The organism is Arthrobacter sp. CAN_C5, assembly GCF_017875735.1.
Taxonomy (GTDB): Bacteria; Actinomycetota; Actinomycetes; order Actinomycetales; family Micrococcaceae; genus Arthrobacter_D.
In genome coordinates this window covers 1,150,541-1,167,167 of sequence record NZ_JAGGMZ010000001.1, presented here as the reverse complement: position 1 = coordinate 1,167,167, position 16,627 = coordinate 1,150,541, and the positions used below count along the sequence as shown (strand labels likewise).

Genomic DNA, 16,627 nt, shown 5'->3' with positions numbered 1-16,627 from the left:
CCGTTATCAGCTCTTCTCTGAGTGGGCCTCGAAGGTTTTCTTCCAGGCTTCGAAAGAACTGATCTCTGCCGCCGCAGCCTTGTACCGGGCACTAAGCTGTGGCCAAGTCCGGAGAATCTCCGCGTTCAGACGCCCAGCTTCGGTGAGCATTGAGCGCAGCTTCTGGGGATCGCGCTGATACCACGAGGCACCGCTGCCCTCCGCGTTGGAAACCACCGCGCTGTCGTACTGGGACATCCGCCACCACTTGTTGTCCTGGTGGGCGACGACCGCCTGAGGGCGTTCCCTGCTGGAATCCTGCACCGGCCTGCTCAGCTGCCGGACCAGGGTCTTCGCCGCCCACGGCACCAGGGTGGCGTAGGACGGCGCGCGGAATCCCTGCCCCTGACGGGGTGGCTTGTCCATCCGCGCGGCGGGGAACGCGTCGGGGTCGGTCTTGAACTGGGAGTCGGGGAACTCCTTGACCATGGCCCGGATATCGGGCAGCTTCGTGGGCAGCACCTCGTGAAGTGACTCGGGGCCCTTCAGGATGTCCTGCAGGGCCATGATCCGGCCGCGCGCGGTGAAGTACTGCATGGAGATCAAGTGCTTGATGTCCATGTAGCCGGATTCCCTGACGACTCGCCCGCCATGCTCGTAGGGACTGTGGATCAGCGCGGCGATCATCCGGTTCCGGGTGTGGAAATACGCCTGCCACCCCACCAGGTCATCCTTATCGATCCAGGAGACGTGCCAGACCGCCGAACCCGGCATTGAGACAGTCGGGTAGCCGGCGGCCTTCGCACGGAGGCCGTATTCGGCGTCGTCCCACTTGATGAACACGGGCAGCGACAAACCGATATCCCGGATGACGGCGGTCGGGATCAGACACATCCACCAACCGTTATAGTCGACATCGACCCGGCGGTGCAGCCAGGGGGTGTGGCGAAGGTTCGACCGGACGAAGTCATGACCGAGTGTCTGGCCCTCGACCGGCTGGTCGGGCTGGAAGCGCCACGGGTTCACTGTCTCGCCGAACGTGTGCAGCACGGTCCGGTTGTAGAGGTCAAACATGTGGCCACCGACGATCGTCGGGGTCTTGCAGTGATCGGCGAAGGTCAGCAGCCGGGCGATGCTCTCGGGCTCGATGACGACGTCGTCGTCCAGCAGCAACGCGTAGTCGCTCCCGTTCTCCACCGCCTCATACATGCCGCGGGCGAACCCGCCGGAGCCACCCAGGTTGGCCTGGTTGATGATCCGCAACTTGCCCCGCAGTGCAGCTTCCACCTCGGCGAAACCGGGCTGGTCGGCCACCTTCTGCGTACCCTGGTCCACCACCAGGATCTCTTTGAGCGGGGCGAGGGAATCCGGGTGGTTGGCCAGGATGGAAAGGTTGTTCAGGCAAAAATCAGGCTTGTTCAGGGTGGTGATTTCGAGCGTGATCGAACCGTGGGTACCGCCGGCGTGCGGAGCCTGCCACTCAGCCTCGTCCAGCACAAGAGTCCCGGATCCGGCCACCAGGTCAAACCAGTACCAGCCGCCGTCGCCAAACGGTGCAAGCGTGAGATCAAAGGTGGTGACCGCGGTATCGGTGACACGCTTCGTTTCGACATGCTGCAGGGAACCGCGGGCGTTCGATTTGTAGACGCTGACACCACCGGAACCGCTGGTTTTCACACTCAGTCGGACCGACTGGACGGTGGTCCACCGGCGCCAGTAGCTCGCAGGGAACGCGTTGAAGTAGGTGCCGAAGGAGACGCGCTCCCCCGCCCTGACCAGGGTGGAGCGGCGTGACTTGAAGTCCTCGGCGTGAATCTCCTTGCCGTCGCTGCTCCGCGCCTGTCCACCACCCTGCGTGGCTACGCTGCCGTCCATGGTATTCAGCTGCACACTCATGGCGCTGCCGGTATCCATGTAGAGAGGCGCCGTATCGAGGTCGCTCAGGTTGGGAAGGACAACGCGCTGGAGGGTCTGCCACGGTGTGGCTCCTGCGGGTGTTTCGGGGGTGGTGGTGACGGTATCGCTCATGCGTCGACTCCTCCGCTTTCGAACTTGGCGCCAGCAGTGAAGTGCGGCTTAAGTTTGTTGTCGTACATGGACAGCGCTGACCCGATCGCCATGTGCATGTCAAGGTACTTGTAGGTACCCAGCCGGCCCCCGAAGAGCACCGACTTCTCCCCCTTGGCCAGGTCGCGGTAGGCGCTCAGCTTGGCGCGGTCCTCGCTGGTATTGACCGGGTAATAGGGCTCGTCTTCCTTCTGGGCAAACCGGGAGAACTCACGCATGATGACCGTGGCGTCCTTCGTGTAGTCCCGTTCGGGATGGAAGTGGCGGAACTCGTGGATCCGGGTATAGGCAACATCCTCGTCGGGGTAGTTCATCACTGAACAACCCTGGAAGTCCTGGACCGGGAGGACTTCCTCTTCCAGATCGATGGTGCGCCAGGAGAGGTCCCCTTCGGCGTAGTCAAAGTACCGGTCTACCGGACCGGTGTAGACGACCGGAACCTGGCCCAGGGTGGCTGTCCGTGAAAATTCGTGGGTGTCGTCGAAGAAGTCGGTGTTCAACTGGACAGTGATGTTGGGGTGGTCGGCCATCCGCTCGATCCATGCCGTGTAGCCGTCCACCGGCAGGCCCTCGTACTTGTCGTTGAAGTACCGGTTGTCGTAGGTGTACCGAACAGGAAGCCGCGAGATAATTTCAGCGGGCAGGTCCCGCGGGTCGGTCTGCCACTGCTTCCCGGTGTAATGCTTGATGAAAGCCTCGTAGAGGGGCCGGCCAATGAGCTGGATGCCCTTGTCGTTGAGGTTCTGCGGATCTGTTCCGGCGAGCTCGCCAGCCTGTTCCTGGATAAGCGCCCGGGCGTCGGCGGGACCGTAGGAGGACCTGAAGAACTGGTTGATGGTCCCCAGGTTGATGGGCATCGGATACACCTCGCCCTTGTGGCTGGAGTACACCTTGTGGACGTAGTTGGTGAACTCGGTGAACCGGCTCACGTAGTCCCAGACCCGCTCGTTGGAGGTGTGGAAGAGGTGCGCCCCGTAGCGGTGCACCTCGATCCCGGTTTGCGCTTCCTTCTCGCTGTAGGCATTACCGCCGATATGGTGGCGCCGGTCAAGCACAGCCACCTTCAGGCCGAGCTCGGTGGCCGCCCGTTCAGCGATGGTCAGGCCGAAAAAGCCTGACCCTACGACAACGAGGTCAACGTTCACAAACACTCCTGAATTGTTGGGGGCTGCGCCAGCTACATGGTGGGGCCGCGCTGGCTACCCAGCGCTGTGCCTGCTCAAGATTACCGGAGAATCGGGGCGCGGCTTGTATTTAGGCATCCCGGGCAACCGCTAAAGTGGAACGCATGCGAATCCTCAGCGTCGTTGGCGCACGCCCACAGTTTGTGAAGCTCGCGCCGATCGCGGCAGCCATGAAAGGCCGTGCCGAACACCTGATCGTCCACACCGGCCAGCATTACGACTCATTGATGTCGGACGTGTTCTTCCAGGACCTTGCTATTCCGGCCCCCGACTATAACCTCGGCGTCGGCTCAGGTAAGCACGGCAAGCAAACCGGCGCGATGCTCGCCGGGCTGGAAGAGATCTTCGAGCAGGAGCGGCCCGACCTGGTGCTGGTGTACGGGGACACAAACTCGACCCTTGCCGCAGCCCTCGCCGCCGTGAAGCTGCACATCCCGGTCGCCCATTTGGAAGCCGGTCTTCGTTCCTTCAACCGCCGCATGCCCGAGGAACACAACCGGGTGCTCACCGATCACGCGTCGGACCTTTTACTGGCACCAACGGACGTCGCGATGACCCACCTGGCCACCGAGGGGCTCGCGGACAAGAGTGTGCTCGTCGGCGATGTGATGACCGATGTTCTCTTCAAAACCCGTGAGTCTCTTCGGGCCCGGGATGAACCGCTGCCCACAGGGCTGGTCTCCGGTGGGTATTACGTGAGCACCATCCATCGTCCGGACAACACTGACGATCTGGCAAGGCTCCAGCAGATCATCTCTTCGCTGTCCCAGCTGGACAGGCCGGTACTCTTGCTGGCCCACCCCCGCCTGGTGGATTTGGCTGCGAGCCACGGCATCGAGCTGGAGACCGGCGCCATCCGCGTGGGTCCGCCGCTGGCCTACCCTGGGCTGATCAACGCCGTGATGAACAGTGCCGGCGTCATCACCGACTCGGGTGGGCTGCAGAAGGAGGCCTTCCTCCTGCGGGTACCGTGCACCACGATCCGCCCGGAGACCGAGTGGGTCGAAACCGTGGAACTCGGGTGGAATGTCCTGGTGTCAGAGCACCTCAACACTCTCGCCGACGTCGTCCAGCGCCCCCACCCCGAGGAAACATCGGCGGCGCCCTACGGCACCGGAGCGGCCGCAGCCGCGGTGGTCGATGCGATCACTTCTTTCGGGGCTACTCGCTCGCAGCAGCCTCGATAGCCTCCGCTGCCCTGGCCCCGACGCTCCTCAGCGAGTAGTTCTGCAGGACCCAACCGGAAATTCGCTGGCGCTCGGCAGCGTCCTGGGGCCAGGCGAGGGCTTCCCTCATCGCGGCCGCGACCACGGCCGGCTCCCAGTCAACACTGACACCAAGGTTTTCGTCGGCGATGATGTCCTTCAACGGACCAACGCCAGCGTAGATCACGGGTGTGCCACAGCTGAGGCTGACCAATGCCTTGGTGGCGAACGCGAAGTCGTATCCTCGGGACGGACGCACCGAGGCAAGGCCGGCAACGCTGCCACGCAGCGCTGCGGAGATCTGGTCACCATCCACGTTGCCCCGGAAATCGATCGGCGCGGACACTGCTTCGGCGCGGGAACGGAGATCGTCGAGCTCCACCCCCTGGCCATACATCACCAAGCGGACATCGGGGTACTCGGCGGCGATGCTGATGAAAGCGTCGACAAACACGCCGGCGCCCTGAATCTCCGACATGGTGCCGGCATAGACGAAGTAGCGGCCGCCGTCGGGACCTGCCGGCCCCTCATGGGTGAACTGATCAGTGTCGACCCCGGTTCCCACGTTGACGATCAGGTCGGACGGACCCACCAGGGACGCGACAGCGGTCGAGACACCTTCGGAGACTGTCAGGATTCTCCGCGCCCTCGCAAGGGTCCAGCGTTCGATCGCCCGAAGGACCAGCACCACTGCCGGAGACACGCCGATGCCCTCGGCCGCCACCGAACTGACGTCGGCGGCGAAGTAAACAAACGGGCGACGGCGTAGCGCCGACGCCACCCTGACCACCACACCGGTAGTGGGTGGAGGTTCCACCACGACCAGGTCGAAGGCCGGCGCCGTGAGGAGCCGCAGGAAGAGGGGAATGTCGAAACTGGCATACTGCACATAACCGCGGACCGCGCCGGACTTGTCCCGCAGGACCGGCCAACGCCGGACCGATGGGGAGGACCGTTTCGCACCCGGCGATGAGGTGGTCAGAACGGTGACGTGGTGCCCCCGGTCCTCAAGCGCCCTCACCATCGCTGCCAGCCGGAAGGCCGCCGCTCCCGTCTCCGGGGCATAGATGCGCGTTGCAACAAGAATTCGAAGCGGCATACCTAGTGCTTTAACGCCGTGAGCTTCAGCGTTGAGCCGACACGGGCCGACTCAATGATTGCCTCCGCGACCCTCAGGGTGTTCAACCCCTCCCGCATGGTGACGATGTTGTTGGACAAACCCAACACCGCATCCCGGAACGCCTCGTGTTCGGAGCGCAGGGGTTCACGCTTGGTCAGCGCCAGCCGGGTGATGTTTCCCTCCGAGACCCCACGGAAATTGGAGACAGCCTCCCACTCTGTGGTGATGGTGCCGTTCTCGAAGAAGGTCAGGTCGGCGGTCAGAGTGTCAGCGACGAAGGCCCCCTTCTCGCCGGTGACCACGGTGAGGCGTTCTTTCATGGGCGATAGCCAGTTGACCAGGTGGGAGGTGATGACCCCATTCTCCAGTTGGCAGGACGCGGTCACCATGTCTTCGTGCGGTCGGCCAGAGCGGGTACTCGTGAGCGCAGATACCGAGGCGAAGGGCGACTGCGCCAGCCAGGAGGTGAGGTCGATATCGTGGGTTCCGAGGTCCTTCACGACACCGACGTCGGCAATCCGGGACGGGAACGGGCCCTGGCGTCGGGTAGCGATCTGGAAGACCTCGCCGAGATCCCCGTTCTCGATCCTCGCGCGCAGGGACTGCAGCGCCGGATTGAACCGCTCGATGTGTCCGACAGCGCCCACCAGGTTCGCGGCCTCGAACGCGTCGACGAGGCGCTGGCCGCCTTCGATGGTCGAGGCGATAGGCTTCTCAACCATTGTGTGGATACCCGCTGCTGCCAGCGCCAGTCCCACCTCTTCGTGCAAGCCGGTGGGGACGGCACAGACCGCCATGTCGATGCCCTGGGCGATAAGCTCGTCCACCGAGCCGCAGAGCGGAAGCGTGCCCGCCACCCCATGAGGGTCACCGAAAGCGTCGGCTACCGCGACCAATTCCACGCCATCGAGTTCTCTGATGACCCGGGCGTGGTGGCGCCCCATCATCCCGAGGCCGATCAGGCCGACTCTAAGATCCGCCATGCTCAGGCTCCTGCCGTCGTGAGCGCGTTGACCGCAGCGACGATGCGCTCGAGGTCTTCCTGGTCCAGAGAAGGATGCACCGGCAGGGACAGCACTTCCTTAGCCGCAATTTCGGTGTTGGGGAGGTCTTCTTCCCTGGTGAAGGACGGCAGGCGGTGGTTAGGGATCGGGTAGTACACGCCCGATCCAATCTGGTAGTCCTCCTTGAGGGCAGCCGCCAGACGGTCGCGTTCCGCAGCGCCGCCATCCACCCGCACGGTGTACTGGTGGTAGACGTGCTCGGCGCCGGAAGCAACCACGGGCGTGCGGACACCGGTGAGGTTGGCGTCCAGGAACGCCGCGTTGGCCTGGCGTTGCGCGGTCCAGCCCATGACCTTGGTCAGCTGGACACGCCCGATCGCTGCGTGCAGGTTGGTCATCCGGGCGTTGAACCCGACCAGCTCGTTCTCGTACTGCTTCTCCATGCCCTGGTTGCGCAGCAGACGAAGGTTCCGTTCGATGGTCGCGTCGCCGGTGGACACCATTCCGCCCTCACCCGAGGTCATGTTCTTAGTGGGGTACAGGGAGAACATTGCGAAGTCGCCGAAGGTACCCACCTTGCGGCCATCCAGCCCCGCACCGTGGGCCTGGGCAGCATCCTCGAAGAGGGCGATGGAGTGCTTATCAGCGAGGGCACGGAACGCGACGATGTTGGCCGGGTGTCCGTACAGGTGCACGGGCATGATGCCCTTGGTGCGCTCGGTGATCAGCGACTCGACGTGGGCAATGTCGAGGCAGTAGTGGTCCAGTTCGATGTCGGCGAAGACCGGTGTCGCGCCAGTCAACGCGACGGAGTTCGCGGTCGCAGCGAAGGTGAAGGACGGCACGATGACCTCGTCCCCGGGCCCGACGCCAGCGGCCAGCAGACCGAGGTGCAGGCCGGAGGTGCCTGAGTTCACCGCTACCGCGGCGCGTCCGTCCAGGAGAACCTGCGAGAACTCGCTCTCGAAGGACGCCACCTCGGCGCCCTGGGCGAGCATCCCCGAGAGGAGGACGGCGTCGACCGCTGCCCGCTCGTCATCCCCAACAATCGGCTTCGCTGCCGGAATAAAGCCTTTACTCATGCCTCTACCTCTACTGGTTTCAGTGTTGAATTCGATTCCACATATCGCTCCCCGGTGGCGGGGCAAACCCATTCGCCGGCTTCCTCGCGGAGGGGGTGGCCGGCCTTGCCGACCCAGCCGATCCTCCTCGCGGGCACTCCAACCATCAGTGCGTAGGCGGGGACATCCTTGGTGACCACGGCGCCCGCGGCAACGGTTGCCCACTCCCCGATGCTGACCGGTGCCACGCAGACCGCGCGGGCGCCGATGGAGGCACCGTCGCCGATGGTGACGCCGACGGGCGTCCAGTCGTGGGCGCTCTTGAGTTCGCCGTCGGGCGACACCGACCGGGGGTAGGTGTCATTGGTGAGCACCACGGCGGGACCGATGAAGACCCCGCGCCCCAGCGTCGCCGGCTCGTAGACCAGCGCGTAGTTCTGGATCTTGGAATTCGCACCGATCTTCACACCCGTGCCGATGTAGGCTCCTCTGCCGACAATGCAGTTGGCGCCGAGGACCGCTTGCTCCCGTACCTGCGCCAGGTGCCATACCTTGGTCCCCTCACCCAGGGTGGCCTGTCCGGACACGTCTGCGCCGTCCGCGATGAAGCTCATCGAGTTCCTCTTCCGTAGTGAATTGGCATCCGTACTGTCAGGCCTTGCCGATGACCCGGTAAAGAACACCGTCCCAGTGTTCAGCCGAGCTCACCCGGCGTCCGTCAATGAACGCCTTGATGCCCGGCAGGTCCGCCGGGCTCAGTGACGCATAGGATGCGTGGTTGGCCTGCACCACGGCGGCGTCGACCGGCTCGCCGAGGTGGTAGGGATCGAATCCGAGCCGCTGCAGTTCCTCGTCGGTGTACATCGGATCGTGGACCAGAGCGGTCGCCCCGCGCGACTTCAAGGAGTCCACCGCTGCGAAGACTCCCGAGAACGCTGTCTCTTTGACCTCGCCCCGGTAGGCCGCACCGAGCACCACCACCCTCGCTCCGGAAAGGTCGCCGTACGCACCCTCGAGCAGGCCGATGGTGTAGTCGGGCATCCCCGCGTTGGCTTCCCGGGCGGCCCGGACCACCGTGGCATCCGGGTCGTTCCAGAGGTACAACCGTGGGTACACGGGAATGCAGTGACCCCCCACAGCGATGCCGGGCTGGTGGATGTGGCTGTAGGGCTGGGAGTTCGACGCGTCAATGACCTGGTAAATGTCGATCCCGGCGGTCGCGGCGAAACGGGCAAACTGGTTGGCCAGGCCGATGTTGACGTCCCGGTAGGTCGTCTCGGCCAGTTTGGCCAGTTCTGATGCTTCGGCGGAGCCAAGGTCCCAGACGCCGTTGCCGCGGTCAAGGTCAGGACGGTCGTCGAAGTCGAGCACCGCTTCGTAGAATTCGATGGCAGCGGCGGCTCCGGCGTCGGACAGGCCGCCGACCAGTTTGGGATATTTCTTCAGGTCTTCGAAGACGCGCCCGGTCAGGACCCGCTCCGGGGAGAAGACAAGGTGGAAATCCTTTCCTTCGACCAGGCCGGAACCTTCCTCGAGCATCGGCTTCCACCGGGTGCGGGTGGTGCCCACCGGAAGGGTGGTCTCGAACGAAACCAGGGTGCCGGGGGTCAGGTGCCGGGCCAGCTCCGTTGTTGCGGAGTCCATCCAACCGAAGTCTGGTTTCGCGTCCTGATCCACGAACAAGGGAACCACGAGCACGACGGCGTCCGCTCCGGGGACGGCGTCAGCGTAGTCGGTGGTGGCACGCAGCCGGCCAGCTGGAACCAGCTCCGAGAGCATCTCCTGCAGGTGTGCCTCGCCGGGAAATGGCTCAGTGGCCCGGTTCACCAGCTCGACGACCTGTGCGTTCACGTCCACGCCAACCACCTCGTGGCCTTTGGACGCGAACTGCACGGCGAGCGGGAGCCCGATTTTTCCAAGCGCAATAACAGCAATCTTCACGAATCATTGACCTTCTCTAGAGGCGGGTAGTGAACATGTCCGACCGGACCCAGTAGTCAAGCCTATAGGCAGTCGGGGAAAAACACCTGATCTAGGGTTGTCCACATTCCCGGTGGCGTCCACGATCGCCTGCCCCTCCTCCCGATAGCGTCAGTCGCACCACCCGTCCCCGTCCCAAGGCGGCCCGATGCTGCTGCACCTCTCGCTCGTCGGCGCCCCGGGCGTGGCCCGACCCGCTCCGGGCACCGTCGTGGAACTGGTGGTTGATACCTCAATTGTCGACTCGGTCCTTGCCCTGAGGGCGCTGCTGGTCGAACATCACACCAGCGCCGCCTGCGCTGTGGCTGGCCAGCCACTGGAGTCGCTGACCCTTGGCCTTGCGCCGCTGGTGAACGGGGCGGTGATCGTGGCCGGGGGTGGGCCGTCAGCGCGAACCCGGCGCGGACGGCTGCCGAATCTGGTGCTGGTGGTCAGCACAGGGCCGGACGCCGGCCAGCTGATCGGGCTGCGCCGCGGCACCTACACGATCGGCCGCCTAAATTCCCATATCGTGTTGGAGGATCCTGCGGTGTCGCGGCGCCACGCCCTCCTGACCGTCGAGACGAACCGTGTCACCCTGCACGATGTTGCCTCGGCCAACGGCACCTGGGTTGACGGTGTCCGGGTTGCGGAGGCCACGATCTCGGTCGCTTCGGATCTTCGGATCGGTAACAGCGGCTGCCGTCTGGTGCTGCTCGACCAGGTTGCACTCAACCACCGGATTCCCGCCGTGCGGGATCCGTTGGAAGTTCAGTCAGCGGCGCCCCGCCCCTCCCATCCGGTCCTGCTGGGTTCGGCGGTCCTGCCCCTGGTCCTCGGCATCGTCCTCGCCCTGGCCACCGGGATGTGGGTCTTCCTCGGATTCAGCGTGCTCTCCGCCACCGCCGCTCTGGTGCCGCTGGTGACCGGCCGGCGAGCGCGCAGGGCTTTCACAGCAGCCCTGGCCAATGCGGCTGCAGAGGACCGACAACGACGACTGGCGGCCACTGATGACATCGGGACGCTGGCGGCGGCAGCGTACTCGCCTGCGTCCACCGACTCGGCCGGACCGGGCGGACCCGGCGGACCACCATCGGTCCCGGTGTATGTGCGGCTGGGGCTGGCGGCCCAGCGTGCGCACCTCGTGGTGAAACCGGCTGACGCGGCCTGGACCTGCCCGCTGTTGGACGACGTGCCGGTGATGATCGAGCTCTCCGCCGGCACCCACCCCACCGGGCCGCCGGAGGTCTGCTTCTCCGGCTCCAGACGGGACCTGCTCGGAATGGCGCAATCGCTGCTCCTGCAGCTCAGTCACCGGCCGGGCACCGCGATCTGTGTGGGAACACCCGCCGATCTACCCGCGGATGCCCGTTTTCTGCCTGGTGTGATTCTGGCTTGCCCATCCGAGCTGGCGGCCCTTGCGCGGACCGCAGGGCGGGTGCCCGTCTTGCTGTTCGGGTCCGCCGCAGCCGACCATGTGCCAGAGGCGGCCGGGATTTTCCGCTTCGGGTGTTCGCCCGGCGAGCTGTCCCACGGTTCCGGGACTGTGCGCGAAACAGTCACTCTGGGCCGTGGCGGGGCAGAACTGGGGGGCATACGGACCATCAGCTTCCGCCCTGATCTGGTGAGCAGCATCTCCTTTGGACGGCTGGCTCGCGCTCTCGGCGGTCGGACATTGCCTGCCTGCGGGGACGAGGGAAAGGCGTCGTATGACGCCCCGCTCGTCCTGCCACCCCGGATCAGCCTTGACCGGATTGCGCCTTCCACCCCCGATCAGGTGCTCCGGGCCTGGTCGCGGCCGCTGCCCGGGCTTACCGCGGCAATCGGCAGGAGTGCCGAAGGCGTCCAGTTGTTTGACCTGGTGTCCGATGGGCCTCATCTGGTGATCGCCGGCACCACCGGTTCAGGGAAATCTGAGTTGCTCCGGACCCTGATTCTGTCCGTCGCCCTCCATCACAGCCCAGCAGAGGTCAACTTTCTCCTGATCGATTTCAAGGGTGGCGCCGGACTGAGGCCGCTGGCCGCCCTGCCTCACGCGGTTGGCCTGCTGACCGACCTCTCGGCCGCGTCGGTCTCCCGCGCCCTGGTGTCGTTGCTGGCGGAGCTTCGACGACGCGAACAGCTCTTTGCCAGCCATCTGGTCACCGACATCGCCGATTGGCCCGCCGCTCATCGTGCACCGCTACCCCGTCTTGTGGTGGTGATCGACGAGTTCAGGATGCTGATGGAGGATGTGCCGGGCGCGGCTGGCGAGCTGGTGCGCCTCGCCACGGTGGGCAGATCACTCGGGGTTCACCTGGTGATGTCCACCCAGCGGCCACAGGGCGCCCTCGGCCCGGACATCCGGGCCAATGTAAGCGCGAGCATCGCGCTCCGGGTCAGTTCGGCCCTCGAATCACAGGACATTGTTGGGTCCTCCGCCGCCGCGGTCATCCCGGTCAACACACCGGGGCGTGCCCTGCTGCGGCTGGGGATGGGCCCGGCCAGGCTGTTCCAGGCCGCATCAACAGTCCCGAACACCGAAGAGTCATCGACTGGTGTCATCGAGTGGAACATGTCCTTCCGCCGCCCGGCGTCGCCGATGGCCGGGCCGCGGCTCAAGGATCGACGGGGTCCGGCAGGGCCGGTCGCCGCGATAGCCTCCGCTGCCGAGGATTTCAGATACGAGTCCCTGCACTATCCGGTCCTGCCGGGGCTCCCCACCGTCATCACCGCATCGGCGATGGCCCCGGCTCCTGAGGGTGCGGTGGTGCTGGGCCTCCTTGACCTCCCCGAAGCACAAACCCAGCGAACGCTGCTGTGGGCCCCCGGCATTGATTCGCATCTGGCATTGATTGGTCAGCCCGTCGCCGGCACCGCTGCCACGCTCGTTCAGGTGGTGGCCGGCCTGCTGGAATACCTTCCCGACCGTCACCTGTACATCCTTGATGGCGACGGAACCCTCAGCTGGGCGGCGTCGGCCCCGCAAGTGGGCGCCTATGTCGGCGCCCAGGAACCACGCCGGGCTGCCCGTGTCGTCCGCAGGCTCGCCGAGCTGCTCGCTGAGCGGCTGTCGGGCGATGGGGCAGCGGCACCGGGCCGGGGGCAGGACCCGGATCCTGGTCCGGCGCTGACGGTGGTCGTGTCGGGGTGGGGTCGCTGGGTAGGAGAACTGAGGGCCAGTCGCTGGCCCTGGGCCGAAGAACTGATCCAGGATCTCGCTCGTGACGGCCAGCTGGCTGGCATCACCCTGGTTATATCTGGTGGCCGTGAGGTTGTCACGGGTCGGTTCTTTCCCCTCCTGCCCAATCGACTGTACTTTCCGCTGGGCGCCACCCAGGAGTCCACCCTTTCGTGGCCGAAGCTGCCAGCGACCGAGCCCGTGCCGGGTCGGTGCCTGGTGCAGGGGCCCATCGCCACCCCCGAGGGAGCCCTGGCCCAGGTGATCCTTGGCCGGCGTGAAACGTCAAGCGCCCGTGGCGTGGCTCCGGTGACACCTGCCAAAGCCCCGTTTCGGGTGGTGCCGCTGCCGACGGCCATCCACGGGACCGATCCGCGGCTCACCAACGCTACGGGCGACTGCGGTCGGGTACCGATCGGAGTTGGCGGGGACGACGCCGACGTCGTCTTCATCACGCTGACGCGGCGTATGGTCTTCCTGATCATTGGTGCTCCAGGTTCCGGACGCTCGACCCTGATCGAGCAGATCGCCGCCGCGTCGACGACCAGCTGTGTGCGCCCCGCGCCCGGGGAGGATCCGGTGGATTTCTGGTCCGGGCAGACACAACTCCTGGCCAGCACGGGCGTTCCACCGGAAAAGTCGCTGCTCCTCGTCGATGATGCAGACCAACTGCCGCAAGAGACCCAACGTCACCTCGGTCAGCTCTTCGCGCAGGGGTACCGCCTGATCCTGGCGGTAACTGACGGTGCCACGATTCTTGCGAAGGTCCCGCTCGGTACGCAGGCCCGGTCCGGCCGGACCGGGGTGATCCTCGGACCACGTCAGGCGTCCGACGGCGATTTCTTCGGTGTGCGTCTGGATTGTGATGCCAGGCCGTGGCCCGGTCGCGGGTTCCTGTTCGACGGCGGAGAGGTGCGGGAGGTGCAGGTTGCCCTCCCTGCGCCGCGCAGGCCGAGTGAGAATGGCTGACGAGGGTGAACCGGTCGTGGCTTCGGACCCTAGAGGACCTTTGGGTTGTCTCCGGTCCGCGAGGTGTAGGCGAGCACCGGCTTGGTAAACAGCACCAGCAGGACGGCTGCCGCCGGGACCAGCAGAGCCAGACCCACCGGGATGATTCCGGCGGAGAGGGTGGGCACGGCGATGACGATCACGAACAGCTGGAAGACCAGCGCAGCAGACCGGGTCCAGCGGTATCCCTTCACCAGGTGATAGCTCACCAGCACCAGCCACAGTGCCAGCACCACCAGGAACACCAGGGTGAAGATGGCACCGCCCAGCGACGTGGGCGTACTGGTGAGGAGACCGTAGAGGTACCACCCCGCGGCGGTCAGCAAGCTCAGCGCCTCCAGCACAAGGATCACGGCAATGACAGTGACCCCGGCGGGACGGGCCTGCGGAGCCGACTGGCTTGCCGTCTCACTCATCGGTGCAATCCTGCGGCATGTACGTCATCTCTATCGTCTAGTCGGTCGCCCGCACCGGGTACCCGGCCAGGGCGTCCGCCCAGTCCCGCGGTTGGAACCCGGAGGCTTCCAGCTTAGTCAGGTCAAGGACACTTTTAGCGGGGCGGGGCGCCGCGTCCTGGTTGAGGAAATACTCCTTGGCCGTGACGTCGACCACTTGGCCTGGATCGGCTCCGGCCCGCTGATACACAACGCGTGCCAGATCTGCCCAGCTAAGAGGCGTCCCCGCGTTGGACATGTTGTAGGTGCCAAACGCTGCGGAGGAGTCGATGAGGTGAAGGATCGCCGCCGCCAGGTCACCGGCGAAGGTAGGCCGCCCGATCTGGTCGTTGACCACGGTTGGTGACACCCCCCTGGCTGCCAACGCCGCCATCGTCCTGACGAAGTTCCGGCCCTCTCCAATGACCCAGCTGGTGCGCACAAGGTAGTGCTGAGGCGCGGCCGTGCAAACTGCCAGGTCCCCGGCCGCCTTGGACTGGCCGTACACCCCGAGCGGGCTGGGTGGCGCGTCGTCCAGATAAGAATTCTCTACACCATCGAAGACGTAGTCCGTCGACACATGGACGAGGGTTATTCGGTGCGCTGCGGCGATCTGCGCCAGCCTCGCAGGAGCGACGGCGTTGATGGCCCAGGCACGGCGCCGCCCGTCGGTCGTCTCGGCACCGTCGACATCCGTGTAGGCAGCGGCATTGATGATGACCGAATAGCGGCTCCAGTCGCGGTCGTAAGACGCTTCGTCTGCAAGGTCGAAGTCCCGGCGGGTAGAAAACTCGGCATCGGGCAGCATCACACGCAGCGCTCGGCCGAGCTGCCCGTCAGCACCCAAAACGAGGGTGGTGCGGGGCGGGACGGGTCGTACAGCAGTTAGCCGTGGATGGTCGCGGTCCTTCGCCGACACCTCTGCCTGCCCCAGCGGGAGTGGCCACTGGATATCCAGTGTCTCGTCGGCCAGATTGACCAGGACATACTGGTCCACAGCGTCCGGACTCCAGTGATCGTTCACCAGGTAGTTGTACACCGTGTCCTTTTCGAGGGTCTGGAATGCGTTGCCAACCCCGCGGGGGACAAAAATCGCCACTGCCTCGTCGATCTCGGTGGTAAAGACGGTGCCGAACCCTGGCCCCTCCCGCAGGTCGACCCACGCCCCAAAGACCCGACCGGTGGCGACTGTGACGAATTTGTCCCATGGCTCGGCGTGGATACCCCTGGTGGTTCCCGCAGTCGCGTTATAGGAGATGTTGTTCTGCACGGGCCCGAAGTCGGGCAGGCCAAGGGCCACCATTTTCTCCCGCTGCCAGTTTTCCTTGAACCAGCCGCGGCCATCGCCGTGGACGGGCAGGGTGATGAGCATCAGGCCGGGAATGGGGGTCTCCACCAGCGACAGCTCGCTCATTGACCGGTGGCCCCGTAGAGCGCTTCCACTGCCTCCTTGCCGGGTTCCCACCAGGGGCTGTGATCCCGGTACCACTCGATGGTGTGAGTGAGACCTGCCTCGAAATCAACGAACCGTGGAGTCCACCCCAGTTCTGATCTGAGGCGTGTTGAATCGATCGCGTACCGACGGTCGTGCCCAACCCGATCCCGCACCAAATCGAACGCGGTTTCGGGTTCGCCCATGAGCCGGAGCAGTGTCCGCACCACCTCGATATTGCTGCGCTCCCCGTCGGCACCAATCAGATAGGTTTCCCCGATCGTTCCCCGATCGATCACGGCGAGGACCGCCGACGAGTGATCTTCGGTGTGGATCCAGTCCCGCACGTTCAGGCCGTCCCCGTAGAGTCGGGGGCGCTGGCCCTGGAGCACATTGGTGATCTGGCGGGGAATGAACTTTTCGACATGCTGGAAGGGTCCGTAGTTGTTGGAGCAGTTGCTGATGGTGGCACGTACGCCAAATGACCTGACCCAGGCCCGTACCAAGAGGTCAGACGCAGCTTTCGTTGACGAATACGGGCTCGACGGGTTGTAGGGCGTCAGCTCGGTGAACCGGGCTGGATCGTCCAGTTCCAGGTCCCCGTATACCTCGTCGGTGGACACGTGGTGGAAGCGGATCCCATGCTTCCGGGCCGCTTCCAGGAGGGTGTAGGTTCCGACGATGTTGCTGTGCAGGAAGGGTCCCGGGTCGCGAAGCGAATTGTCGTTGTGGGTTTCGGCTGCGAAATGAACCACCAGGTCATGTCCGCTGAACAACCGGTCTACAAGGACGGCGTCAGCAATATCCCCGGTGACCACCGACACCCGGTCCGGATCCAGGCCCTCCAGCGAGGACCGGCTCCCCGCGTAGGTCAGCTTGTCCAGCACGGTGACCGAGTCGTCAGCGACCGCGAGTAAATGGCGGACGAAATTTGACCCAATAAAACCGGCGCCCCCGGTCACCAATGATCTGCGCATACCGACAATGTATCCGCAAGCCGCGCCGAATTCCTAG

Annotated in this window: 12 protein-coding genes; 2 read left to right on the top strand and 10 right to left on the bottom strand. The window is 65.0% G+C overall.

Annotated elements, in window-relative coordinates; all coding sequences use genetic code 11:
* Positions 1-6 precede the first annotated feature (6 nt).
* Together H4V95_RS05550 and glf are read right to left on the bottom strand one after the other, a co-directional pair.
* Complete coding sequence (locus H4V95_RS05550; RefSeq protein ID WP_209729215.1) at positions 7-2,007, bottom strand: glycosyltransferase; 2,001 nt, start codon at positions 2,005-2,007, stop codon at positions 7-9.
* Entirely contained in the window at positions 2,004-3,191 is a 1,188-nt protein-coding gene (gene glf, locus H4V95_RS05545; RefSeq protein ID WP_209729213.1) for a UDP-galactopyranose mutase, read from the bottom strand. The genes H4V95_RS05550 and glf overlap by 4 nt, the downstream gene beginning before the upstream one ends.
* A gap of 143 nt (positions 3,192-3,334) precedes the next feature.
* Between glf and wecB the strand changes: the two genes are divergently transcribed.
* The gene (wecB, locus tag H4V95_RS05540; protein ID WP_209729211.1) at positions 3,335-4,417 is read left to right on the top strand and encodes a non-hydrolyzing UDP-N-acetylglucosamine 2-epimerase; all 1,083 of its coding nucleotides are present in this window, start codon (positions 3,335-3,337) and stop codon (positions 4,415-4,417) included.
* Here the strand turns inward: wecB and H4V95_RS05535 are convergent.
* From H4V95_RS05535 to H4V95_RS05515, 5 genes are read right to left on the bottom strand one after another with little or no spacing between them, the layout of a single operon-like run.
* On the bottom strand, positions 4,392-5,534 hold the full coding sequence (locus tag H4V95_RS05535; protein ID WP_196865698.1) for a glycosyltransferase: 1,143 nt from the start codon (positions 5,532-5,534) through the stop codon (positions 4,392-4,394). The two genes, wecB and H4V95_RS05535, sit on opposite strands and share 26 nt — an antisense overlap.
* A 2-nt stretch (positions 5,535-5,536) precedes the next feature.
* Positions 5,537-6,538, bottom strand: coding sequence for a Gfo/Idh/MocA family protein (locus tag H4V95_RS05530; protein WP_209729209.1), 1,002 nt, complete (start codon positions 6,536-6,538; stop codon positions 5,537-5,539).
* Positions 6,539-6,540: 2 nt separating this feature from the next.
* The gene (locus H4V95_RS05525; protein ID WP_209729207.1) at positions 6,541-7,641 is read right to left on the bottom strand and encodes a DegT/DnrJ/EryC1/StrS aminotransferase family protein; all 1,101 of its coding nucleotides are present in this window, start codon (positions 7,639-7,641) and stop codon (positions 6,541-6,543) included.
* Complete coding sequence (locus tag H4V95_RS05520) at positions 7,638-8,234, bottom strand: acyltransferase (RefSeq protein WP_209729206.1); 597 nt, start codon at positions 8,232-8,234, stop codon at positions 7,638-7,640. The genes H4V95_RS05525 and H4V95_RS05520 overlap by 4 nt, the downstream gene beginning before the upstream one ends.
* A 37-nt stretch (positions 8,235-8,271) precedes the next feature.
* Positions 8,272-9,561, bottom strand: a complete 1,290-nt coding sequence (locus H4V95_RS05515) for a nucleotide sugar dehydrogenase (RefSeq protein WP_209729204.1) — start codon at positions 9,559-9,561, stop codon at positions 8,272-8,274.
* A gap of 187 nt (positions 9,562-9,748) precedes the next feature.
* Here H4V95_RS05515 and H4V95_RS05510 point away from each other — a divergent pair, with 187 nt between their 5' ends.
* On the top strand, positions 9,749-13,708 hold the full coding sequence (locus H4V95_RS05510) for an FtsK/SpoIIIE domain-containing protein (RefSeq protein ID WP_209729202.1): 3,960 nt from the start codon (positions 9,749-9,751) through the stop codon (positions 13,706-13,708).
* Between the two features lie 29 nt (positions 13,709-13,737).
* On the opposite strand, the gene H4V95_RS05505 is transcribed toward H4V95_RS05510, so the two are convergent.
* The 3 genes from H4V95_RS05505 to rfbB are packed head-to-tail and all read right to left on the bottom strand — an operon-like array spanning position 13,738 to position 16,590.
* A complete protein-coding gene (locus H4V95_RS05505) occupies positions 13,738-14,163 on the bottom strand; it encodes a hypothetical protein (RefSeq protein ID WP_209729200.1) in 426 nt (141 codons plus the stop codon).
* Between the two features lie 37 nt (positions 14,164-14,200).
* Positions 14,201-15,595: a dTDP-4-dehydrorhamnose reductase gene (rfbD, locus tag H4V95_RS05500; protein WP_209729198.1), complete on the bottom strand. Its 1,395-nt coding sequence runs from the start codon at positions 15,593-15,595 to the stop codon at positions 14,201-14,203.
* A complete protein-coding gene (rfbB, locus tag H4V95_RS05495; RefSeq protein ID WP_209729196.1) occupies positions 15,592-16,590 on the bottom strand; it encodes a dTDP-glucose 4,6-dehydratase in 999 nt (332 codons plus the stop codon). Before rfbB ends, rfbD begins: the two co-directional genes overlap by 4 nt.
* Positions 16,591-16,627 lie beyond the last annotated feature (37 nt).